This is a genomic window from Breznakia sp. PF5-3, from assembly GCF_029504745.1.
GTDB lineage: Bacteria > Bacillota_I > Bacilli_A > Erysipelotrichales > Erysipelotrichaceae > Breznakia.
Window position 1 is genome coordinate 27994 of record NZ_JAQFIQ010000008.1, and the last position, 23371, is coordinate 51364.

22 protein-coding genes, 1 other RNA gene and 1 other annotated feature are annotated in these 23371 nt (G+C 30.6%); of the genes, 11 read left to right on the plus strand and 12 right to left on the minus strand.

Annotation, left to right across the window (positions count from 1 at the left end; translation table 11 throughout):
• Positions 1-24: 24 nt before the first annotated feature.
• From M2475_RS03090 to M2475_RS03125, 8 genes are all read right to left on the minus strand, one after another.
• Positions 25-1746: an InlB B-repeat-containing protein gene (locus M2475_RS03090; RefSeq protein ID WP_277489519.1), complete on the minus strand. Its 1722-nt coding sequence runs from the start codon at positions 1744-1746 to the stop codon at positions 25-27.
• Positions 1747-1941: 195 nt separating this feature from the next.
• Positions 1942-2295, minus strand: a complete 354-nt coding sequence (locus tag M2475_RS03095) for a DUF1622 domain-containing protein (RefSeq protein ID WP_277489520.1) — start codon at positions 2293-2295, stop codon at positions 1942-1944.
• A 97-nt stretch (positions 2296-2392) separates the two neighbouring features.
• Positions 2393-3259, minus strand: a complete 867-nt coding sequence (locus M2475_RS03100; protein WP_277489521.1) for a ketose-bisphosphate aldolase — start codon at positions 3257-3259, stop codon at positions 2393-2395.
• Between the two features lie 17 nt (positions 3260-3276).
• Positions 3277-4131, minus strand: a complete 855-nt coding sequence (locus M2475_RS03105) for a class II fructose-bisphosphate aldolase (RefSeq protein ID WP_277489522.1) — start codon at positions 4129-4131, stop codon at positions 3277-3279.
• A gap of 13 nt (positions 4132-4144) precedes the next feature.
• Positions 4145-5215 (minus strand): PTS fructose transporter subunit IIC, encoded by a 1071-nt coding sequence (locus M2475_RS03110; protein ID WP_277489523.1) that lies wholly within the window; start codon positions 5213-5215, stop codon positions 4145-4147.
• Positions 5216-5229: 14 nt separating this feature from the next.
• Positions 5230-5541 carry a PTS fructose transporter subunit IIB gene (locus M2475_RS03115; protein ID WP_277489524.1) on the minus strand — a complete coding sequence of 104 codons (312 nt, stop codon included), beginning with the start codon at positions 5539-5541 and terminating at the stop codon, positions 5230-5232.
• Between the two features lie 93 nt (positions 5542-5634).
• Complete coding sequence (locus M2475_RS03120; protein WP_277489525.1) at positions 5635-6090, minus strand: fructose PTS transporter subunit IIA; 456 nt, start codon at positions 6088-6090, stop codon at positions 5635-5637.
• A 13-nt stretch (positions 6091-6103) separates the two neighbouring features.
• On the minus strand, positions 6104-8065 hold the full coding sequence (locus tag M2475_RS03125; RefSeq protein WP_277489526.1) for a PTS sugar transporter subunit IIA: 1962 nt from the start codon (positions 8063-8065) through the stop codon (positions 6104-6106).
• A gap of 222 nt (positions 8066-8287) precedes the next feature.
• Here M2475_RS03125 and M2475_RS03130 point away from each other — a divergent pair, with 222 nt between their 5' ends.
• A complete protein-coding gene (locus M2475_RS03130) occupies positions 8288-9673 on the plus strand; it encodes an MATE family efflux transporter (protein ID WP_277489527.1) in 1386 nt (461 codons plus the stop codon).
• Positions 9674-9750: 77 nt separating this feature from the next.
• Here M2475_RS03130 and M2475_RS03135 read toward each other — a convergent pair whose 3' ends face one another.
• From M2475_RS03135 to rpmH, 4 genes are read right to left on the minus strand one after another with little or no spacing between them, the layout of a single operon-like run.
• Positions 9751-10362, minus strand: coding sequence for a KH domain-containing protein (locus M2475_RS03135; protein ID WP_277489528.1), 612 nt, complete (start codon positions 10360-10362; stop codon positions 9751-9753).
• 10 nt (positions 10363-10372) lie between these two features.
• Complete coding sequence (gene yidC, locus M2475_RS03140; protein WP_277489529.1) at positions 10373-11272, minus strand: membrane protein insertase YidC; 900 nt, start codon at positions 11270-11272, stop codon at positions 10373-10375.
• A 26-nt stretch (positions 11273-11298) separates the two neighbouring features.
• Positions 11299-11631 carry a ribonuclease P protein component gene (rnpA, locus tag M2475_RS03145; RefSeq protein WP_277489530.1) on the minus strand — a complete coding sequence of 111 codons (333 nt, stop codon included), beginning with the start codon at positions 11629-11631 and terminating at the stop codon, positions 11299-11301.
• 44 nt (positions 11632-11675) lie between these two features.
• On the minus strand, positions 11676-11810 hold the full coding sequence (gene rpmH, locus M2475_RS03150) for a 50S ribosomal protein L34 (RefSeq protein ID WP_277489531.1): 135 nt from the start codon (positions 11808-11810) through the stop codon (positions 11676-11678).
• 527 nt (positions 11811-12337) lie between these two features.
• Between rpmH and dnaA the strand changes: the two genes are divergently transcribed.
• The 10 genes from dnaA to tadA all read left to right on the plus strand — a co-directional run bounded on the left by dnaA (position 12338) and on the right by tadA (position 23319).
• Entirely contained in the window at positions 12338-13690 is a 1353-nt protein-coding gene (gene dnaA / locus M2475_RS03155; RefSeq protein ID WP_277489533.1) for a chromosomal replication initiator protein DnaA, read from the plus strand.
• Positions 13691-13829: 139 nt separating this feature from the next.
• Positions 13830-14948 (plus strand): DNA polymerase III subunit beta, encoded by a 1119-nt coding sequence (gene dnaN / locus M2475_RS03160; protein WP_277489534.1) that lies wholly within the window; start codon positions 13830-13832, stop codon positions 14946-14948.
• 114 nt (positions 14949-15062) lie between these two features.
• Positions 15063-15266 (plus strand): S4 domain-containing protein YaaA, encoded by a 204-nt coding sequence (gene yaaA / locus M2475_RS03165; RefSeq protein WP_277489535.1) that lies wholly within the window; start codon positions 15063-15065, stop codon positions 15264-15266.
• Entirely contained in the window at positions 15263-16366 is a 1104-nt protein-coding gene (gene recF, locus M2475_RS03170) for a DNA replication/repair protein RecF (protein ID WP_277489536.1), read from the plus strand. The genes yaaA and recF overlap by 4 nt, the downstream gene beginning before the upstream one ends.
• A complete protein-coding gene (gene gyrB, locus M2475_RS03175; protein WP_277489537.1) occupies positions 16366-18282 on the plus strand; it encodes a DNA topoisomerase (ATP-hydrolyzing) subunit B in 1917 nt (638 codons plus the stop codon). The genes recF and gyrB overlap by 1 nt, the downstream gene beginning before the upstream one ends.
• 12 nt (positions 18283-18294) lie before the next feature.
• Positions 18295-20772, plus strand: a complete 2478-nt coding sequence (gene gyrA / locus M2475_RS03180; protein ID WP_277489538.1) for a DNA gyrase subunit A — start codon at positions 18295-18297, stop codon at positions 20770-20772.
• A gap of 15 nt (positions 20773-20787) precedes the next feature.
• Positions 20788-20986 (plus strand) — a binding site (T-box leader).
• A gap of 32 nt (positions 20987-21018) precedes the next feature.
• Positions 21019-22308 carry a serine--tRNA ligase gene (gene serS, locus M2475_RS03185; protein WP_277489539.1) on the plus strand — a complete coding sequence of 430 codons (1290 nt, stop codon included), beginning with the start codon at positions 21019-21021 and terminating at the stop codon, positions 22306-22308.
• A gap of 130 nt (positions 22309-22438) precedes the next feature.
• Positions 22439-22684 carry a hypothetical protein gene (locus M2475_RS03190; RefSeq protein WP_277489541.1) on the plus strand — a complete coding sequence of 82 codons (246 nt, stop codon included), beginning with the start codon at positions 22439-22441 and terminating at the stop codon, positions 22682-22684.
• Positions 22685-22741: 57 nt separating this feature from the next.
• Positions 22742-22835, plus strand: an RNA gene (gene ffs, locus M2475_RS03195) — signal recognition particle sRNA small type.
• Between the two features lie 10 nt (positions 22836-22845).
• Complete coding sequence (gene tadA / locus M2475_RS03200; protein ID WP_346780373.1) at positions 22846-23319, plus strand: tRNA adenosine(34) deaminase TadA; 474 nt, start codon at positions 22846-22848, stop codon at positions 23317-23319.
• Positions 23320-23371 lie beyond the last annotated feature (52 nt).

Consider the following 23371-nt stretch of genomic DNA (forward strand, 5'->3'; position numbering starts at 1 on the left):
GCTTCATAGGAAGCGATCTCTTCTTTACTTATTCAATCTTTTTCTAGCTCTCAGTAAGATGATACTCATAAGTGATCCTACTGCTGCAATAAAGAATACATTTTTATTTGTTGAATCTCCTGCTTTCACAGAAGCTTGTATTTCCGAAGCCTTGTTTGGCGTCTTATTTGTTGTGTTTCCATCTTTTGGATTTTCATTTCCTGGATTTGAAGGTATTTCAAGTTTTTCTTCCCATTTTGCATATAACGTAAATGAACTTTTTACTGGACTATTGAAGTCATATGCTATTGTACATTGTTCATCTGTATACCATCCTTCAAATATATATCCTTCTTTAGTTGGTTCATTTGGTATCGTCACGAAACCTTCATCATATAACGTTTGACTCGCTACTTGACTTCCATCAAAGGTTTGGAAATTCACTGTATGTGCAATCAGTGTAAATCTTGATACAGCAGGAATGATTTCCCAAGTTTGGGTATTACCACTCATTCCAAAAACCATAAATGATCCATCTGCTAAGGCAATTACATCAACTAACATACCTATTTCTGCACTCATTGCTATTCTTTTACCATTTCCATTTGTATCAAATTGAATAACACAAGGTTCTGACAAACCACTTATCGAATTATATGCTGTTCCAACTGAAACAACAGTTCCATCTGGTAATGCTTTTGTTGCATAAAATAGTCCATTGCTTAAATCCATTTGTGGATTTAATAGAAGTGATCCTTCATCACTTAATCGAACGACAACTCCTGTTTCTACTCCATTTATTTCTGCTGTTCCTGAAGCAAGGAAAGATCCATCATCCTGTGCCATAACATGATAAAAGTACACCCTTTCATAATTTGTAACATTTGATGGCTTTTCAAAAACACTAACACTTTCATCTGGTTTTATTTTTACTGCAATCTGTTGCGCTTCTTCATTTATTCTTCCTTCACCTACTGCAACCACATTTCCATTTGCATCTTTAGTAAGCTTCATAAATTCACCATTTGTAATTTCTGCAGGTGTTGGAATGACTTTTCCTTGGCCATCCGCACTAAATTTCACAATCAATGGTATGCTATTAGAATCACGTTGTCCAACAGCAATAAAAGATCCATCTGCTAAAGCACAAACATCGCTAAAATGACCTCCATCCATAACCAATTCTGGTAGATTTAATAACTGACTTGTACCATCCGTATTAAATTTCACAACCACTGGTTGTTTTTTATCATTTGTAAACGTTCCGATTCCTGCAACAATAACAGATCCATCATTCAATACATCTCCATACACATAGTTTACTCTTTTCAACTCTTGCGATGCCGGTGCTGCTAGCACTTCTACATTACCAGCACTATCAATCTTAGCTGCAAGACCTTTGGTCACTTCATTTCCTCCTAGCCCAAAAATCATATAAGAATTATCAGCTAAAGGAATAACAGAATGAGCTTCTCCACTACTGATTACTTCTGGTAATGTAATTCTTGTTGCTGTTTGTGTTTGCGGGTCAAACACACTTACTAAAACATCATTACTTAAATATCCAACACTCACGACCTTTCCATTTGGTAATTGTGCTGCATTTACATAAACTCCTTCATCATCTGATGCAAGACCATCAGCAATAGGGAAAACCTCTTCATTTCCATAATTATAAGCATTTATATTTTTTTGTGCATATGCAGTAAACACTGCAAAACAAAGACACATCACAATGCATAGTGCCTTCCATTTTAAATTTTTCATTATACCGCCCTTCTGCTTCAACCCTCCAAAATGGTTAATTTGAAGCTATACAAATAAAAATATTCTCCCCAAAGTTAGAGTATCTAAAAAAAGGAACCCTTTCTTCAAAGAAAATATTTACAGCATAACATTATAACAAAACAACTAAAATTGCAAGCATTTATATTATTTTTTATAATTATAAAACATGAAAGTTTATATTCCTTCATTTACACTCGCATCTTTGATTTCTTTATTTAAGAAATAAGAGATAACCGTACGAATAATAACGGTTGCTGCTAATAAGGCAATATCAGTAAGGGTTGGACTTACAATCGTTTCAATGATATCAGCAGCAATTAAGATTTCTAAACTTAATAAAATATAAGAAGCCAATTGATTTTTTATCTTTGTTGTTTCAATAAATTCTTGTTTTCGATTGTTTGTAGTAAATCTTGATATAATAAAATCTTTTGCACTACAAAGCACTCCATAAGTAAGTACAATTACTGAGAAAATATCAATGATTGTTGCTAAGGTATCTAAAACTGGTGCTATTCTATCCATCATTTCTACTTCCTCCTTGTACATATATTGTATAACAAAGAAATATTATATGCATTTATAAGGCATATGAAAACAGACATCCTTTGAGGATGTCTATTTTTTAACGATATAGTGACGCTTTATCTGTGGCATTAAATAAGTCTATTTTATTTCCAACAACACAACGACACGCTTTTATACTCTCTGGATAAATTTCTAAAGGTTCTCTATATCCAGGATTGGCATTTAATACTTCTCTACATTTTTCATAGAATGCTACTTTAATATCACTTGATATATTAATTTTTGATATTCCAATTTTTACTGCTTCTGCAATTTCTTCATCTTTGTTTGAAGAACCACCATGAAGTACTAATGGAATCTCAACTTTATCTTTTATCTTTTGTAAGATATCTAAGCGTAATTCTGGTTTCATATCTTTTGGATAAATACCATGAGCCGTACCAATTGCAACAGCAAGGGTGTCAACGCCTGTCTTTTCCACAAAATCTACAGCTTGTTCTGGATCTGTATAAATTACATCCTTTGTTCCGCCTTCAATTGAGTTTCCAGTTACTCCGATTGTTCCTAATTCTGCTTCAACAGAAACATTTTTAGGATGCGCAAGGGCAACTACTTGTTTTGTAATTTCCACATTTGCATCATAAGGCATTTTTGAAGCATCAATCATTACAGATGTAAAGCCAGCCTGAATTGCTCTTTTCACAATATCAATATTATCGCCATGATCCAAATGAATCACAACGGGAATACTTGCTTTCTTTGCTTCATAAATCATACTTTCAATTAAGCTTTCTTCCACAAACTTTAATTCATCTGGTGACAATTCTAATATTACTGGTGCATTTTTTGCGATTGACTCTTGCATAACTGCTTTCAATAATTGATCACTTCCAATATTAAATGCAGGAACAGCAAAGCCATTTTTATTTGCTACTTCTAATAAATCTTTCATATTCATTAACATAGTTCATATCCTTCTTTCTATAATGATTTTCCACTTGATTTTGATAATTGAATATAATGTCTCACAAGTTGTTGACTATCTTTTTCTACCTGATGCATCATAACCCAATAATTGATATCTGGATCTTTTTCTAAATGCTTTTTTATACTTGCTACATTGGCATTCATAAAATCACAACCAACATTGATTTTATTAATCCCATATGCAACACATTGTTTTATATTTTCATCACCTGAACCTGAACCACCATGTAATACGAGTGGCATCTTTGTTGCTTCTTTTATTTCTTTTAAGCGATTAAAGTCAAATTCTGGTACATATCCTTCTGGATAATTTCCGTGTGATGTTCCAATGGAAATTGCCAATGCATCAATGCCTGTTTCATAAGCAAAACGCTTTGCTTCTGCTACATCTGTTAGCATTGATTCCTTCGTGAATTTTCCACCTTCACTACCACCCATACAACCAATTTCTCCTTCTACACTGACATCGTAAGCCTTCGCAAAATCAACAATCTCTTTTGTCATCTTGATATTGCCTTCAAGGTCAAAACGTGAAGCATCTACCATAACGGAAGAATAGCCATCAACAATTGCTTTTTTCAATAAGCCTATTTCTTCTCCATGGTCAAAGTTTAATGCTACCTCAACACTTGCACGCTGTGCCAATTCACGAACGATTGGTGCGATCAATGCACTGTCGCAATGTTCGACCATGTGTTCTTGAACAATGTTTACGATGATTGGTGCCCGCTCTTGTTGAGCAGCATCAATGACAGCTCTTGCTGTTTCAATATTAAAGCAATTGATTGCCATAACTGCATAATTTTCTTTGTTTGCTCTTTCAAGCATTCCTTTCATTGAAACATACATAATTTTTCTCCCACTAGCCTGTAATTACTACGTCTGATAAATCTACTTCTTCTTCCTCTTCTTCAATAACTACTTGCTCTACAGCTTCTTTTTTTGTAATTACTAAGATTATTGCTGTAAGCAATGTTCCTGCTCCTAAGGCAATTAAGAAACCAATTGGATTTTCCATTGCTGGTACGATAAACATTCCCCCACTTGGAACTGGTGAACCAACTCCTAATGTCATGATCAATGCTCCTCCTAATGCTCCACCAGCTGTACAAGCACCAATTACTCTAAGCGGATCATTTGCTGCAATTGGAATAACTCCTTCAGTAATCATACAAACTCCCATTGGGAAAGCAATTTTAATATTATCTGCTTCTTGCTTCGTATATTTTTTACGATTTATAATCCATGCTAATGTAACTCCGAATGGAGGAATCATTGATGCACATATCTTACATGCTTCAGGTCCATAGATTCCTTCTAATAATAATCCATCTGCAAATAAAGAAGCTACTTTGTTTACTGGACCTCCAAAATCAAAGGCTGCCATACCACCCATAACAGCACCAAAGATAAAGCTTGATCCACCTTGTAATCCTTGTAATGTTTCTGTTAACCAATCTGATAACCAAACAATTGGTACTCCTAATACGAAGAACATCAACAATCCAATGATTGTCGTTGATACCATAGGTAAGATCATCATTGGCATTAAACCTTCTGCCCATTTTGGTACTTTAATTGTATTTTTCATCCAGTTTAAGAAGAACCCTATTAGATATCCTCCTAACATTCCCCCTAAGAATCCTGCTCCAATCGAATTTGCAATAAGTCCCATAAATAACCCTGGTGCAATTCCTGGTCGATCGGCGATTGAATATGCTATTCCCGCTGCCATTACAGGAGCGATTAATCCCATTCCTAATACACCTAATGATACAAGTGCATCTGGTACACTGTATGCAGCTTTATAATCACTAATTACTTGTCCATCTGTAAGATTTCCAATAGCAATTAAAAGCCCTGCTGTTACAACAAGTGGCAACATATATGATATTGCCGTAAGTGCATGTTTTTTCAATTGTAAGTTTTTCATTTTACTTTCCTCTCTTATAAACCTAGTTCCTTTTGAATTTTTGTAAGTAACGCTTTTGGTGATTTAATCACAATATGAGTAGGTACTTCAACAACCTTTTTCCCAGCAAAACGTTCCTTTCCTCCTACTTTGATATCCGCAGCGATGATAACTACATCCGCTTGTTCGATATCTTCTTTTGTCAGTTCATCTTCTGTACCGATTGTCCCTTGTGTTTCAACATGTACATCATGACCCAATGCTTCTGCCGCACGCATCAGTTTTTCTTTTGCAATATATGTATGCGCAATTCCTGATGTACAAGCTGCAATCCCAACGATTTTCATATTTGTCCTCCTTAAACTCTTAACACGTCTTAATTTATCACTTATTTTTTTCTTCTAAAAACATGTTCAGTAATTTTAATCTGGTAATTTTTTTTACACGGCTGTGAAAATTTCCCTTAATTCACTAACTTCCTGCATCTTATTTAATTTTTCTACCGCTTCATCATTTCCTAATTTGGTAGCTATTTCTGCTAGTAATTTCATATGGTTTTTCGCATACTCATGATCATTACTAACAGCAAATAAAAAGACTAACTTCACACCTTTTCCATCCAGTGTTTCCCACTCAATTTCATCATTCAACTTTCCAATTGCAATCCCTACTTGAGTTACAGAATCACTCTTTCCATGAGGAATTGCAATATAGTTTCCAATCCCCGTTATTCCTTGTGCTTCTCGCTCATAAATATCCTTTATAAAAGCTCCAACATCATTAATATATCCTGCATCATGTAACTTATCTGCTAATGCCTTAATGGTTTCTTTCTTGTTTTTTGTATTCATTGATAAATCAATAATTCTTTCATCTATTGCATCGATAACCTTCATCTCACGCCTTCTCCTATCGTATTAAATATCTATATAAATCTAAATTTGTTCGCATATTTTTAAGTTTCTGAAGTTTCTCATTACTTTCTACTAATGAAACATATTCTTTATAAAATGCTTGTGCTTGTTTGCTTTCTTCTTTGCTTATCATCCGCATCGCTAAAAGAAAAACAATATCGACTTCTTCACGATCCCAAACAATTGGTTTATCTAATATTGCAATTGCTACCTTTGGTTCATTCACATAAAATTGATTTCCATGCGGTAATGCTATTCCATTTCCAATTTCAGTTGTTGTTGCTTGTTCTCGATCCAATACACTATTTCCAAACTCTTGTGTAACAAAGCCTTTCTTTGTCATTCTTTTTGACATAATTTTTAATAATTCATCTTTATTCTTACAAGCTAAATTTTTAAAAATCAAATCAGGATCAAACAATTGATGACAAATTGGATTAAAAATAGTTGTCTCCATATCTGAAGTCAATGATAAATCTTTAATCTTTTTAGCCAAATCATGAATCCAATCTTCATTTAGAAATTCGGTTATATATAACATTCTTCGATCTTTTATAGAAAGATCAACTAAGCTTACAATGATTCTATAATCATCATATCGTTTAATATCAAAATCATGGGACCCTGTAACTTTTACTTCATTTATTTCAGGATACATCTTTTGAATTTTTTGAATCATAAATTGTGTAGTACTGTTTGTTTGATTAGAAATAATCAACAATTTATATTGTTGTTCTTTACGATCTAATGCTGCTTGAATATACAAACAAATAAAGCCAAGTTCATCTTCTGTAATCTTAAAGTTAAAGTATTTTTCAAACAATACACTCGTACTCCACATCTGACGAAAAAGATGTTTGTACTCTTTTTTTATAAAATATATTAATGAATTTGATGATGGCTTTCCATATTCCATACGAAAGATTGTAGAACGTAAGTGATTCAATAAACTATTTCTTAAAACACTATCATCTTGTAAATCTGTCGATAAAATTTGCGAAGCCATATCGATTAATTCATTTGTGAAAGCAATTAACTTTGCATCATATCGTTTTAAAATTTCACGATTTTCAAAATCTACTTCCTCTCCTAAAAATCTTGAACACAGGATTTGTATGACAAGAAAATGAATTTCTTCTCTTGAAAATTTTAATTTAAAAGCTTTTTCAATTTTTTCAAAAATAGCTTTCGCAAATGTATATTCATGATATTGTTCAAGGGTTTTATAATCTTTTGTATCTATTTTAAAAGTACCCTTATTACAACGATGGATAGCCATACAGTAATATACTAGAATTTCATAAAACGATTCATCGCTAAATTCAAACTTCCATTCGTTTTCAACATCCAGCATAATCTTTTTCACAGCATCAATATGAATTCCTGGTAAGATATCCATGATATTTTTTTCAATTGCTTTGGTTTGTGAACTGCGCATGATAATTCGTTTCAACACATTGCGATAATTGGACTCATTGAAAATAATGATGATACCATCATTACGGGTATTTTTTAATTTCACATGATGTTCATTCAAATATTTTTCACAATCCTTTAAAATCTTTAAAATGGTTGGCGTACTAAGATATAAATGATTTGCAAGTTTCATTGTCGTAATAATTTCTTTTTTACGATGTTTAAATATATAACTTAAAACATCATACATCCGTTCATCTTCATCTTGAATTGTTAAGAGTTCATCGTTGTTATAAATGATTTGACGGATTCTTCCACGTTGCGCTTCATCTACTTCAAGCCAATTTCCAATCCTAGGTTTTTTTAAAATTATTCCTAGTTGATTATCTTCTAGATATTCATTGATTTCACTTATCTTTGTACGTGTTGTCTTTTCCGATATTTTTACCTGTTCAGCAATATCTTTGGTTGTGACGAGTTCATTTTCCAATAAACATTCTAAAATTTTCGTGAAGTAATAATTTCGCTTTTCTACTTTCATATTTCCTCCTATACTAAACAATACCAACTTTCCCATCTTTTAAAAAAAACTTTTGGACACTTTAATGTGGTAATTTTATATTAACTTAAATAAAAATTACCACATTAAACTATAAAAAAAATACTTACACAAATTTTTTTCAAGTGCTATAATCAACTCCTAGGCAGTACCATTTATGAGAAGGCCTCTCGTAATGGTGCTGCTTTTTTTAGGAGGTTAATTATGAATCATTATTTAGAAAAAGAGCGAATTGGAAAATTGATGTTGAAATTTTCAATTCCATGTATTATGGCTTTATTAGTATCTTCCCTATACAACATTGTAGATCAAATATTCATTGGTCAAGGGATTGGGTATTTAGGAAATGGAGCAACGAATGTAGTCTTTCCTATCACGATTATCGCTTTAGCAATTGCTTTGATGATTGGATATGGATGTGCAGCATTCTTAAGTATTTGTCAGGGGCGAAAGAATAGTGATAAAGCACACATCAGTGTAGGAAATGCAATTATTATCACCATTGGAATCGGCCTTATTGTAACAATTTTATTTTTTATTTTTAAAGAACAGCTTTTATCTGCATTTGGAGCTACCAAAAACAATATTGATTATGCTCGTGAATATTATATCTATATTGTTCTTGGAATTCCTTTTTTCATGTTTGGTAATTTCATGTGCTCAATTATAAGAGCCGATGGAAATCCACGCTATTCCATGATGATTACCTTGCTTGGTGCCATCATTAATATCATTTTAGATCCCCTTGCTATTTTTGTTTTTGGATGGGGGATGAAAGGTGCTGCCTTAGCTACTATCAGTGGTCAAATTGTAACTGCTATTTTGGGTTTCCATTATTTACGTAATGCAAAATCTTTCCATTTAGAAAAAAGGAGTTTTCAATTATCTATTTCAACAATAAAATCCTTTTTACCATTAGGAATGAGTAGTTTTCTAACACAAGTATCCATTGTTATCATTATGATTGTTATGAATAATACACTAATTACTTTTGGAACACAATCTCCATATGGGGCTGATATTCCCTTAACTGTGATGGGAATCGTTATGAAAGTATTTCAGATTGTAATATCCATTGTTGTTGGAATTGCAGCTGGATCACAACCTATCATTGGTTATAACTATGGAGCTGGTCGCTTTGACCGTGTAAAAGAAATATTTAAAACGATGATGATTGCTCAATTCATTGTTGGATTTATAGCTATGATATTATTTGAAATATTTCCTAATAACATTATTCAAATATTTGGTAGTGAAAGTGCATTATATAATGAATTCGCTGTTATATCTTTTCGTATTTATCTATCCACAATTATTTTATGTTGTATTCAAAAATCAATAAGTATCTTCCTTCAATCTTTAGGTAAACCTTTTTTATCTACTGGATTATCCTTATTGAAAGATTTTATTTTAGGTGTTCCTCTCGTTTTGTTTTTACCAATGAAGTTTGGCTTAACAGGTATTTTATATTCAGCACCAATTGCTGATATCATTTCCTTTCTTGCTGCTATTTTATGTGTTTTGTATACTTTTAAAAAGATGGATTCTAAAGAAAAACAAAATAGTTATATATTGAATTATGCCAAATAGAACAAATTCAATTCATTCTATTTTTACTTATAAAGGATATGTTAGAAAGCATATCTTTTTTATTAAAAAAAGAGGATTTAATCCTCTTCTACATAAACTATTTTTAATCTTCTTTGATTTCCTTCTCCTTCAGATACGGTTGCCACATGTGGCATTGTCGTCAAATGATTATGAATTGCTTTACGTTCATCATTTGGCATTGGATCCAAAAGAGCATCGGTTTTTGAATAAACAACGGTTTTTGCAACTCTTGTTGCAATTCCAATAACTTTTTTATATCGTTCATCTTTATATCCATTAATATCAATTAAACATGAAACACGTTTTTTGAAATGACTTGATACAGCAGCTTTTAAAACATTGTTCATCGCTTGTAATGTTTGTCCTGCTTTTCCAATTAAAATAGCATTATTAGATGCATTAAGATTAATTTTATAAAAATTATCTTGTTCTTCAATCATCATTTCAATATCCATTTCGATATTTTCAAAGTATTGTTGTAAATAATCATAAATATAATCTTTTATATCTGCTTTTGTATATGCTTCAATTGTTACTTCTTTACCAACACCTAAAAATCCTGCTTTTTCTTCAATTACGGTATATGTTATATCTTCTGTCGTAACATTTTTTTCAGCAGCGATAGATGCTAGAATTTCATCAACATTTTTTCCTGTATATTGTTTCATAGAATTGCTCCTACATATCTTTAATAAAGAATTTTTGAATAACAATATTTTGAATAATTCTAGTAAAAGCAGATACTAACCAGTAAAATGACATCCCCAAAGGCCAGTTAATGGCAAAGATTACAATCATCCCTACTGACATATACATCATCATATTCATAGAACCTTGCATTCCACCTTTTTTATCTTTTGGATTTGCATAATCTTTGGTTTTGATATTACTATTTTCTTTACGTTTTTTAGCAAGATATTGAGGTAATTTAAGTGATACAAATTGGAATATAACCATAAGAGCAAAGATAATAATAATTGCAATTTGTCCTTTTGTAATTCCTTGCATTGGTGTTGTTGTTAAGTCAACACCCATAAATTCACCTTTATAAACTGAATCAGCTCTCATTACTGCTTGATAAACAGCAAGAATAACTGGTAATTGAATAAACATTGTCACCAATGATCCCATTGGATTTATATCATGTTTCTTATATAAGTTTTGTAATTCTTGTGCTTGACGCATTTTTGATGCTTGATCTGTTTTTCCTTCATACTTCGCTTGAATACGTTGTTGTTCTGGTTGAATCATTTGCATCTTTTGCGTTGCAACTTGTTGTTTGATTGACATTGCTGCTGTTACAAGGTTAATTAATATTGTAACAATAATAATTCCCCATCCAGCATCCAAATACTTAGCAACTAAGTTAATAAGTTGTGCTACTGGCCAAACAATTATATTAAACCATCCCTCGCTAATACTATCCATATATGGTGTATCAAGATAGATAAGTTTACTTGGATCAATCGTTCCATCTGAATTCCTTACACTTGTACACGCTGATACAAATACAAGAAGAAAAACAGCAAACAATAATATTTTTTTATTGTCCTTTAAAAATTTATTAATTTTCTTCATTTTTTTTCCTCATTTCTAAAAAAAGCTTACCCATTCATTTTAACTTGTTTATACAATCTTTCCAAGTTCTTTTTATTGTTTTTATAGTTATTCTTTAAAAAATCTTCTTTCACTAAGATAATTGAATCAAAATTCTCATCAAAATCATATATTTCTGATATCATCATTCGTATTTGACGCTTTACTTTATTACGAATAACTGCATTTCCAATTTTCTTTTTTACCGTTATTCCCACTCTAGGAATAGCTTCTTTTTTTTCATTTACATACAAAACAATACCATTACCTGGATAATACTTTCTTCCTTTAATAATAGTTGTAAATTCGTCTGCCTTTTTAATTCGGTATTTCTTTTTCATAAAGAACCTCTCTTAAAATAAAAATATCTCATTACGAGATATTTTTAAGCCGATAAAACTTTTCTACCTTTGCTACGTCTTCTAGCTAATACGTTACGTCCTCCAGGTGTTTTCATACGAGCTCTAAACCCGTGAGTCTTTTGATGTTTTCTTTTACATGGTTGATATGTTCTTTTCACAAGAGACACCTCCAATTCTTTCTTTTTTCTACTTTTTACATAAAATCAACATTGCCTTATGATTATACCTTAATTTGTATTCATAAGTCAATATAAATATAGATTTTAAAAACCGTGAATTTAAAATAATTTTTGATGATTAAGATATAAAAATATATAAAATAGCTATCATGAAAAAATATTTTCCATATTTTTTTTCCTAGGGTTTTCCACATTGTGTGGAAAGTGTTGAAATGTTTCATAACGCATTAGTTTACTAGATTATTTTATCTACAAAGGGGTGTTGAAATATGTAAGTTGTAAAAAAGTTTTCCCTATTTTCCACTATGGAAATTTTGTTTATATTGTTTTACACATGTTTTCCACATTCAAAAGATGTTTAAAACTTTTTTTAAACCCTATATATCGTTTATAATAGGGTTTTTTATCTTCTAATTTATTGTGGAAAACTTTTTTCAATATAGCTTTATATACAATTTTAGTGTAATATATTTTATAGATTTTAAACATTAAGAAAGGAGGTTTTTATGAATCAGTTTGTACAAAATGATTTACAGACTGTTTGGGGGCAAATTCTAACAAAAATCAAAGAAGATAATATCTTTGATGAACCAGTTTTCCACTCTTACATAAAAAGTTCTCTTCTTTATAATATAAGCGATGAAATGGCAATTATTGAGGTTCCTTACGTTACAAACAAAAATTTCTTTATTCAAAATATTGACGAGTTTCAAAAATTATTGAGTCAAGCATTTAATAGAGAACTTCATTGCCAAGTTGTACTATCAAGTGAAATATCAAACGTAAACAGGGAAGAAAAGAAAGATTTTATTTTTGAATATGGAAATAAAATTTTAGATCAATATACCTTTGATAATTTTATTCAAGGTCAAAGTAATCAACAATCATTCGCAGCTGCCTATGGTTGTGCTTATTCTAAAGAAAAGAGCTTTTTTAATCCATTATTTATTTATGGAAACTCAGGATTGGGAAAAACCCACTTACTGCATGCTATTTGTAATTATTTAAAAGAGAATCGTCCAGACATAAAATATTTATATATTGATGGAAATGATTTCATTTCATTGATTATAAATTCTTTAAAAGAAAAAAATACAGATCAATTGATTGAAGAAATTATAAAATTGGACTATTTACTTATTGATGATATTCAACATTTAGCAAAAACAAATCAATCACAAGAATTATTTTTTAATATTTACAATAAATTAAAATCCAATGGAAAACAGATTGTTTTAACAAGTGATGTCTATCCATCAGAATTAAAAAATATAAATGATCGTATTATTTCAAGATTTACTTCAGGATTATCGGTTAGTATAACATCACCTGAATTTGAAACAGCTGTTTCTATCTTACAAAAAAAGTTAGAAGGTAGAAATAAGGAAATTAATATTAGTGAAGATGCTTTATATTATATTGCTCATAAATTTAATGAGGATGTTAGAAAATTAGAAGGAGCTTTGAATGAATTATTATTTAAGGCAATCATTTACAATCCTCCTATCATTGATGAAAAATTTACAATTGAAATGTTTAAAGAAAATCCTATTATCAATCAAAATGATGAATTAACCATTAAGAAAATCAAAAAGGAAGTATGTAATTTCTATAATATTACATTGAAGCAAATAGAATCAAAATCTCGTACTGCAGATATTGCAAATGCAAGACATATAGCTATATATTTAAGTCGAGAATTATTGGATACTCCATTTAAAAAGATTGGATCTGAATTTGGTAATCGAGATCACTCCACAATTATGACTTCTTATGATAAAATAAGTAAGTTATCAAAAGAAAAGAGTATCTATAAAGATGTCATTGATGAGATAAAAGAAAAGCTTGGTATAAACTAAACATTTTTTACCAAAATTATGAACACTAAAAAAGTCTAAAATAGACGATGAATAGTGTTTTAAATTAAGTTTTAAACATTTTCCACACACTAATAGTAATACTATTTAAAATACTTAATATAAAAGAGGAGGAAAAATCATGTTTTTCAAAATTAACAAAAAAGAATTATTAAACAGTTTAAATGTTGTATCTAGAGCCATTTCAAATTATTCTCCATTACCTGCATTCTCAGGAATTAAATTTGATGTAAGTGAACAAGAGATTTGTTTAATGGCAAGTGATTCAGATATATCAATAAAAACTTATCTAACAATCAATGATGAATTTTATATGGAAATTATAAAACCTGGATCTATTGTAATTGAAGCAAAATACATTTTAGATATCGTTCGTAAAATGGATACTGAAGTTGTGGAAATTGAAGTATTGGATGGATGTAATATAAAAATTAGTGATGAAAGTTCTGAATTTAAAATTATAGGTATGTATGCAAATGAATATCCTCTTATTGATTTTGATAAGAGTGAAGATTCATTTAAAATCAATAGTTTAGAACTTAAAAAAATTATTAATAAAACTATTTTTGCTACTAGTGATAAAGATACTCGTCCTTATCTAAATGGTATTAATTTTAAAATTGAAGGAAATAATGTAGAATGTACAGCAACTGATTCTTATCGTTTAGCAAAAACTTCTTTTACGATTGAAAAAGATTTTAGTTACAATATTATCATTCCTTCAAAGAGTTTAAATGAACTTATGAAATCTTTAGATGAAGATAGAGAAATAGAACTTTTCTTATCAAATAAAAAAGTACAATTTTTAATTGATAATACAACAATTCAAACAAGACTTATTGATGGAAAATTTCCAGATACACAACAATTGATACCTACATCATTCGATTATGAATTAAGTTTAGATATTAGAGATATCTTAGGGTCTATTGATCGTGTTAGTTTTATTAAGAATGATGGAGTAAATATCATTAAATTAGAATTAACAAGTGGAGAATGTATATTATCTAGTAAATCTCAAGAAATAGGATCGGCTACTGAAATTCTTAGAACAGCTAATTTTCAAGGAAATGATCTTAATATTTCATTTAATGGTCGTTATGTATTTGAAGCAATTAAAGCTATCAATGCTTCTACAATTAAATTTAAATTTAGTGGCGATATGAAACCCTTTATAATTGAAGGAGAAGGCATTGATAATGTTCTTCAATTAGTACTTCCAGTAAGAACTTATTTATAGTGATAAAGAGAGGATTTAATCCTCTTTTTTTTGATTTTATGAAGGTTTAAAAAAGTTAGGTTAAATGTGGAAAATATGGTATAATATGACTGATGTGAAATGGAGTTTTTGCTAATGAAAATACCAATAAATACAGAATATGTTACACTTGGACAATTCTTGAAAATGACTGATTTTATTAGTAGTGGTGGGGAAGCTAAATTTGCTGTGAAAGAATTACATATAACAGTAAACGGAGAAGCTGAAAATCGTAGAGGCCGCAAACTATATAAAACAGATATTATTAAGATTGAAGACCAAACATTTGAAATTGAATGAAAATTAAAAAACTGAAAATTTTAAATTTTCGTAATTATCAAAATGAAGAATTGCATTTTGATAATGGTATTCATGTAATCATTGGTAAAAATGGACAAGGTAAAACAAACTTACTTGAGAGTATATATTATTTATCATGTACAAAGAGTCATCGAATTAAAGATGATCATAGTTTGATAAATAAAAACTCTTCATTTTTTAATTTAGATGCATGTATTACAAAGAATCAAAAAGATGTAGAAATTCGTTGTAATGTAAGTGATAGTGGCAAAAATTTATTTTTATATCGAAATCCAATTCAAAAAGTAAGTGATTTTATTGGTTTCTTTAATGCCGTTATGTTTTATCCAGATGATATGAATTTATTTGGATCAACACCAAAAAGAAGAAGACAATTTATTGATTTAGAATTGGGAAAATTATCAAAGACATATACAAATACTTTAAATAATTATTATAAAGTTTTAAAAGAGCGTAATAGTTATTTAAAAAATGGAAGTGTTGATCCGTTGTTTTTGGATACACTGGATGATCAATTGATTACTTATCAGATGAAGATAGTTAAGCAACGTAAAAAATTTATTGAAGATATTTTACGTAAGAGTAATGATTTCTATCTTTCTTTATCAAATGATAATACAGTGATTGATTATCGATATGTAAGTGATGTTATGTATGATGAAGATGAAATGGTAATGTGTAAAGAATTAAAAGCTAAATATTTAAAAGTTAGAGAAAAAGATTTGTATTTTAAAAGTAGTAGTATTGGTATACATCGAGATGATTATATATTTTATATGAATGGTAATGAAGTAAATACGTTTGCTTCACAAGGTCAAAAAAGAATCTTGTTGTTGAGTTTAAAATTAGGTATTGTTTATACCATTTATGAGTTAACAAAAGATTATCCGGTTTTGATATTAGATGATGTATTTTCAGAACTAGATGAGGAAAGGCGAAAACGATTATTGACTTTATTGCCTGATGAAATTCAAATTTTTATTTCAACAACTGATTTTATAAAAATTGAAGATGATAAGAACATTAACTATTGGATGGTTGATGATGGAAATATTGAAAAAATAAGGGGGAATTGCTAATGAATGAAGAAAAAGTAGAGCATTCGTATACGGCCGATGATATACAGGTCTTAGAAGGTTTAGAAGCTGTTAGAAAAAGACCTGGTATGTATATTGGATCTACTGCAGAGCGTGGATTGCATCATTTGGTATGGGAAATTGTCGATAATGGTATTGATGAGGCATTGGCTGGATATGCAAGTGATATTATTCTTACAATTGAAAAAGATAATATTATTAAAGTAGAAGATAATGGTCGTGGGATGCCTGTAGGATTACATAAGAAAACAAATATATCTACAGTAGAAACTATTTTTACCGTTCTTCATGCCGGTGGTAAATTTGGTGGTGGAGCATATAAAGTAAGTGGTGGTCTACATGGTGTAGGTGCATCGGTAGTTAATGCTCTTTCTGAATGGTTAGAAGTAGAAGTTCATCAAGATGGAAATATTAACTTTATTCGTTTTGAAAATGGTGGTAAAGCAGTGGCTCCTTTAAAAGTTACAGGAAAAACAGATAAACATGGATCTATTGTTCGCTTTAAAGCTGATCCAACTATTTTCACCGAAACAACAACATATAATTTTGAAACTTTAAAAGCACGAATTCGCCAATTGGCTTTCTTGAATAAAGGAATTCGTATGGTTCTTATTGATGAGCGTGAAGATGAAGTTAAGAAATTAGTTTATCACTATGAAGGTGGTATAAAAGAATATGTTGAATATCTTAATAAGAATAAAGAAGTTCTTCATGATGAAGTTGTATATGTTGAAGGAATTGAAGATGATATTATCGCGGAGATTGCTCTTCAATATAACAATGGATACTTACCTAATATTTATTCTTTCTGTAATAACATTAATACTGCAGAAGGAGGAACTCATGAGGATGGATTCCGTTTAGCTCTTACAAGAGTTATTAATAAATATGCTCAGGAAAATGGATTTATTAAGAAAGATGAATCTTTAATTGGAGATGATGTCCGTGAGGGAATTACAGCGATTATTTCTATTAAGCATCCAAATCCTCAATATGAAGGACAAACAAAGACAAAATTAGGAAATTCAGAAGTTCGTAAAATTGTTTCTTCAATCTTAGGAACACAGTTAGAACGCTTTTTAATGGAAAATCCAGATACTGCAAAAGTAATTATGGAAAAATCAGTTGTAGCTTCTAAAGCGAGAATGGCTGCAAAAAAAGCAAGAGAACTTACAAGACGTAAAAATGCACTAGAAATTTCTTCTTTACCTGGAAAATTAGCTGATTGTTCAAGTAAAGATGCAAGTATGTGTGAAATATATATAGTCGAAGGGGATTCAGCCGGAGGAAGTGCAAAGCAAGGACGTAATCCAAAATATCAAGCTATTTTGCCATTACGTGGTAAAATTTTGAATGTTGAAAAAGCAAGACTACATAAAATATTTGAAAATAATGAAATTCGTTCTATGGTTACTGCTTTTGGTACTGGTATTGGTGAAGAATTAGAACCAGATAAATTAAGGTATCATAAAATTGTAATTATGACCGACGCGGATGTCGATGGAGCACATATTCGTACTTTATTACTTACTTTCTTCTATCGATACTTAAAACCAGTTATTGAAGGAGGTTATATTTATATAGCACAACCTCCATTATATAAAGTTCAAAAAGGAAATAGCATCAAATATGCTTATTCAGATGAACAGATGGAAATTATTAGAGGAGAAATGGGAGAACGTACAAATATTCAACGTTATAAAGGATTGGGAGAAATGAATGCTGATCAATTATGGGAAACGACAATGAATCCTGAAAATCGTACGCTTATTCAAGTTACGATTGAGGATGCAATTGAAGCTGATGAAGTATTTTCAATGTTGATGGGTGATGAAGTAGAACCACGTAGAAAATTTATTCAAGAGAATGCTGTCTACGTTAAGAATTTAGATATATAGGAGGCAATTTTAATGGATGATATTAATAAAGTAATTCAGTTAGACATTGCCAGTGATATGCGAGATAGTTTTCTTGATTACTCAATGTCAGTTATTGTATCTCGGGCATTGCCAGATGCAAGAGATGGAATGAAACCAGTTCATCGTCGTATCTTACATGGTATGAATGAACAAGGAATGTATAGTGATAAACCATATAAAAAATCAGCTAGAATTGTTGGGGATGTAATGGGGAAATATCACCCTCATGGTGATTCTTCTATTTATGAAGCAATGGTTCGTATGGCACAAGATTTTTCTTATCGTTATCCTTTGGTTCAAGGTCATGGTAACTTTGGTTCAATGGATGGAGATGGTGCAGCAGCAATGCGTTATACAGAAGCACGTATGTCAAAAATATCGATGGAGTTAATCCGTGATATTAATAAAGACACAGTTGATTTTGTAGATAACTATGATGGTGAAGAAAAAGAACCATCAGTATTGCCAGCAAAATTTCCAAATTTAATTGTAAATGGTTCTATGGGTATTGCTGTTGGGATGGCAACTAATATTCCACCTCATAATCTTAATGAAACCATTGATGCAGCTTTAGCTGTTATTAAAAATCCTGAGATAACAGTGATGGAACTTATGGAAAATCATATTTTTGGTCCAGACTTTCCAACAGGTGGTGTTATTTTAGGAAGAAGTGGAATTAAAAGTGCTTTTGAAACAGGTAAAGGTTCTATTATTACTCGTGCAAAAGTAAATATTGAAGAAAAAGATAATGGAAAATCATGGTTAATATTTAATGAAATTCCTTATCAGGTAAATAAATCAACATTAGTTAAAAAAATAGCAGATTTAGTTCGTGAAAAAATGATTGAAGGAATTACTGATTTACGTGATGAATCCAATCGTGATGGAGTTCGTATTGTAATTGAACTTAGAAAAGATGTACAAGCAGAAGTAGTTCTAAATCAATTATATAGATTAACTCCATTACAATCTTCTTTTGGTGTTAATTTCTTAGCATTGGTAGATGGAGCTCCAAAACAATTAAGTATTAAAGAAGCTCTTGAAGTATATATAAAACATCAAATTGAAGTAATTGAAAGAAGAACTAGATTTGATTTGAAAAAAGCAGAGGATCGTGCTCATATTTTAGAAGGGTTACGTATTGCTTTAGATCATATTGATGAAATTATTACCTTAATTCGTAATTCAAAAGATGATGAAGAGGCAAGAAATGGATTGATGAGTAAGTTTGAATTGTCTGAAATTCAAGCAAAGGCAATCTTAGAAATGCAATTACGTCGTTTGACAGGATTACAAAGAGAAAAAATTGAAGCAGAATATAATGAATTAATCGAATTGATTAAGGATTTAAAAGATATTCTTGCAAATCATGAACGTGTACTTGAAATTATTTGTAATGAATTAGAAGAAATAAAAGAAAAGTATGGGGATGAGCGTCGTACAGAAATTAGTGATCAAGGTATTGATATTGAAGATGAAGATTTGATTCCAGTAGAAGATGTCGTTATTTCAATGACTGCTACAGGATACATCAAACGCTTACCTACAGATACATACCGTACACAAAATAGAGGTGGACGTGGTGTAAAAGGAATGACAATGAATGAAGATGATATTGTAGATATTTTAATTACAATGTCGACCCATGATTATTTATTGTTATTTACAAATAAAGGAAAAGTATATCGAATGAAAGGATATAAGATTCCAGCAGGTTCAAGAACATCAAAAGGATTGCCAGTTGTTAATTTATTGAATTTGGCAAGTGATGAAAAGATTTGTGCATTGGTTCCAGAAGTGAATCGTGAAGAAACAAAATATTTATTCTTTGTTACACGTAATGGAATTGTTAAGCGTGTAAATGTTACAGAATTTGAATCTATTCGTCAAAATGGTAAGATTGCAATTACTTTAAAAGATGAAGATGAACTTGTAACCGTAAAAGGAACAAGTGGTGAGTGTGAAGTTATCATCGCTGGTTCAAATGGAAAAGCGGTTCGATTTAATGAAAATAATGTTCGTCCAATGGGAAGAACAGCAAGTGGTGTAAAAGGATTTAATATTGATGGATCATATGTTGTTGGTGCTGCTACAAATAATGAAGGAAAATATTTACTTTCAGTTAGTGAAAATGGATATGGAAAACGTAGTGAAATTGTAGATTATCGCTTAACATCACGTGGAACCAAAGGTGTTAAAACAATCAATATTACAGAAAAGACAGGTAATTTAGTTGCTGTTCGTTCCGTAAATGGTGATGAAGATGCAATGATTATTACGAACGAAGGTATCATTATTCGTATCTCTTTAGAAAATGTTGGCGTATATGGAAGAAATACCCAAGGAGTTAAATTAATTAATGTAGCTGAAAATGAAGCGGTCGCTAGAATTGCGATTGTAAAAGCTGAAGATGAAGAAAATGAAGAAGCTTCAGAATCTAATGAGGAAGTAGTTGACAGTGAAAATTAATTATTGTATAAAATAGATAAAGCAATGATAAGGAAAAGTAATTAATATTTTATTTATAGAGAGTTGATGTTTGGTGTAAATCAATAAGAAATATTAATGAAATCAGCCTAGGAGTGAATTGAAGAATAAAGTATTCAATTACGGTAGTAACGTTATAGCTTAGAGAAACGAAAGTTTGAAGAAGGGTGGCAACACGTAAGAATACGTCCCTTTATGCCACCTTTCTTTTGTTTTTAAGGAGGAAATATGATAGATATAAAATTTTTAAGAGAAAACCCAGAGGCAGTAAAAGAAAATATTAAAAAGAAATTTCAAGATCAAAAGTTACCTTTGGTAGATGAAGTAATTACTTATGATAAAGAAAGTAGAGCAGCACAAACAAGGGCTGATGAACTTCGCTCTAAGCGAAATAAAATTAGTAAAGAAATAGGTGCACTGATGTCGCAAGGGAAAAAAGAAGAGGCTATGAAGTGTAAAGAAGAAGTACAGTCTATGGCTACAGAGTTAGAAAGTCTTGAAGCAAAAGAAGAACAATTACAAGAAAAAGTAAAAGAAATCATGATGGTAATACCAAACATGATTGATGATAGTGTTCCTATTGGTAAGGATGATAGTGAAAATGTAGAACTAGAAAAATTTGGGGATCCTATTGTACCAGACTTTGAAATTCCTTATCATACAGAAATCATGGAGAACTTTGATGGGATTGATTTAGATAGTGCTAGAAAAGTAGCTGGAAATGGTTTTTATTATTTAATGGGCGATATTGCAAGAATTCATTCGGCAGTTATTACTTATGCCAGAGATTTTATGATTGATCGAGGTTTTACCTATTGTGTTCCTCCATTCATGATTCGTAGCAATGTTGTTACTGGAGTTATGAGTTTTGCGGAAATGGAAAGCATGATGTATAAAATAGAAGGAGAGGATTTATATTTAATTGGTACAAGTGAACACTCAATGATTGGTAAGTTTATCGATACTATTGTTGATGAAAAAACATTACCACAAACTTATACAAGTTATTCTCCTTGTTTTAGAAAAGAAAAGGGAGCTCATGGAATTGAAGAACGTGGAGTGTATCGTATTCATCAATTTGAAAAACAAGAGATGATTGTTGTATGTGCACCTGAAGAAAGTGCAATGTGGTTTGAAAAACTATATATGAACACGGTTGACTTGTTTAGAACCCTTGATATTCCTGTTCGTGCATTAGAATGTTGTTCTGGTGACTTAGCAGATTTAAAAAATAAAAGTGTGGATGTAGAAGCATGGAGCCCACGGCAAAAGAAATATTTTGAAGTTGGAAGTTGTTCAAACTTAACTGATGCTCAAGCGAGAAGATTAAAAATACGAGTAAATGGAGAAAAAGGAAAATACTATGCTCATACATTAAATAATACAGTTGTAGCTCCTCCAAGAATGTTGATTGCCTTTTTAGAAAATAATTTAAATAAAGATGGATCTATTGACATACCAGAAGCACTTCAACCATATATGGGTGGTAAAAAACGTTTAGAACCAAAAAATAAATAATAGAATACATAATGATACGCTTTATAGTTTACTATGAAGCGTATTTTTAATTTTATACTATAGTCTCTTACTACAATGAACCTTATCTATAAATAATTCATCTAGTTATATATGATACAAAGGAGGCAATATGAATAACAATAGTTCAAAGAGTGGATGTATATTTGAAATTATTTTTGGTTTTATTTGGGGAGCAATGGGATTGCTAATGTGGCTTGTTGTAGATATGTCTACTGTTTCAAGTGTTCAAATACCAAGATTTATGACTTTCTTCTATGATATTTTTGGTTTTGAGATAGGTGTTATTATTCAAACAATTATTGGTATATTACTAATTGTACATGGAATCTATAGATTAATAAAAAGAAGAAAATAAAAATGTTTCACGTGGAACATATTTGCATCTTGAAGAAATAATCTGATGTGGTATAATAACAATGCTACTACAACAATATCTAACTAATCTGGTCAGGTCGGGAACGAAGCAGCCACGTGGAAGCTCTATTGTGTGTGGTAGCTTTTAATTTATTCGAGGTAATGATAATGAATGAAAAATTCATGAAAGAAGCTATTAAAGAAGCGAAGAAAGCACAACTTAAAGATGAGGTTCCTATTGGAGCTGTAATTGTAAAAGATGATAAAGTAATTGCTAGAGCGCATAATTTAAGAGAAAGCAAACAAATGTCAACAGCACATGCGGAAATATTAGCAATTGAAAAGGCATGTAAGAAATTAGGAACATGGAGATTAAACGATTGTTCTTTGTACGTTACTCTAGAACCTTGTGCTATGTGTGCAGGAGCAACAATTCTTTCAAGAGTCGATCATGTCATTTATGGTGCTAAAGATCCAAAAGGTGGATGTATTGAAAGTTGTTTACAATTGTATGAACAACAAGGGTTTAACCATTATCCAGATGTTATATCAGGAGTATTAGAAGATGAATGCTCTACATTGTTATCCGACTTTTTTAAAAATAAACGATTAGTGAAAAAGCAAAACAAGATCTAAAAGAGTTCTTGTTTTTTTTATAGTGAAGGATATGTAAATTTGGTATAATAGA

Bases quoted from the DNA above. Each gene is read 5' to 3' on its own strand.
- M2475_RS03120 (WP_277489525.1), bottom strand. From the start codon at position 6,090: ATGAAGGTTATCGATGCAATAGATGAAAGAATTATTGATTTATCAATG.
- serS (WP_277489539.1), top strand. From the start codon at position 21,019: ATGATAGATATAAAATTTTTAAGAGAAAACCCAGAGGCAGTAAAAGAA.
- M2475_RS03095 (WP_277489520.1), bottom strand. From the start codon at position 2,295: ATGATGGATAGAATAGCACCAGTTTTAGATACCTTAGCAACAATCATT.
- gyrA (WP_277489538.1), top strand. From the start codon at position 18,295: ATGGATGATATTAATAAAGTAATTCAGTTAGACATTGCCAGTGATATG.
- dnaN (WP_277489534.1), top strand. From the start codon at position 13,830: ATGTTTTTCAAAATTAACAAAAAAGAATTATTAAACAGTTTAAATGTT.
- yidC (WP_277489529.1), bottom strand. From the start codon at position 11,272: ATGAAGAAAATTAATAAATTTTTAAAGGACAATAAAAAAATATTATTG.
- M2475_RS03190 (WP_277489541.1), top strand. From the start codon at position 22,439: ATGAATAACAATAGTTCAAAGAGTGGATGTATATTTGAAATTATTTTT.
- tadA (WP_346780373.1), top strand. From the start codon at position 22,846: ATGATAATGAATGAAAAATTCATGAAAGAAGCTATTAAAGAAGCGAAG.
- M2475_RS03100 (WP_277489521.1), bottom strand. From the start codon at position 3,259: ATGTTAATGAATATGAAAGATTTATTAGAAGTAGCAAATAAAAATGGC.
- yaaA (WP_277489535.1), top strand. From the start codon at position 15,063: ATGAAAATACCAATAAATACAGAATATGTTACACTTGGACAATTCTTG.
- recF (WP_277489536.1), top strand. From the start codon at position 15,263: ATGAAAATTAAAAAACTGAAAATTTTAAATTTTCGTAATTATCAAAAT.
- dnaA (WP_277489533.1), top strand. From the start codon at position 12,338: ATGAATCAGTTTGTACAAAATGATTTACAGACTGTTTGGGGGCAAATT.
- M2475_RS03130 (WP_277489527.1), top strand. From the start codon at position 8,288: ATGAATCATTATTTAGAAAAAGAGCGAATTGGAAAATTGATGTTGAAA.
- rnpA (WP_277489530.1), bottom strand. From the start codon at position 11,631: ATGAAAAAGAAATACCGAATTAAAAAGGCAGACGAATTTACAACTATT.
- M2475_RS03110 (WP_277489523.1), bottom strand. From the start codon at position 5,215: ATGAAAAACTTACAATTGAAAAAACATGCACTTACGGCAATATCATAT.
- M2475_RS03115 (WP_277489524.1), bottom strand. From the start codon at position 5,541: ATGAAAATCGTTGGGATTGCAGCTTGTACATCAGGAATTGCGCATACA.
- M2475_RS03090 (WP_277489519.1), bottom strand. From the start codon at position 1,746: ATGAAAAATTTAAAATGGAAGGCACTATGCATTGTGATGTGTCTTTGT.
- gyrB (WP_277489537.1), top strand. From the start codon at position 16,366: ATGAATGAAGAAAAAGTAGAGCATTCGTATACGGCCGATGATATACAG.
- M2475_RS03105 (WP_277489522.1), bottom strand. From the start codon at position 4,131: ATGTATGTTTCAATGAAAGGAATGCTTGAAAGAGCAAACAAAGAAAAT.
- M2475_RS03125 (WP_277489526.1), bottom strand. From the start codon at position 8,065: ATGAAAGTAGAAAAGCGAAATTATTACTTCACGAAAATTTTAGAATGT.
- M2475_RS03135 (WP_277489528.1), bottom strand. From the start codon at position 10,362: ATGAAACAATATACAGGAAAAAATGTTGATGAAATTCTAGCATCTATC.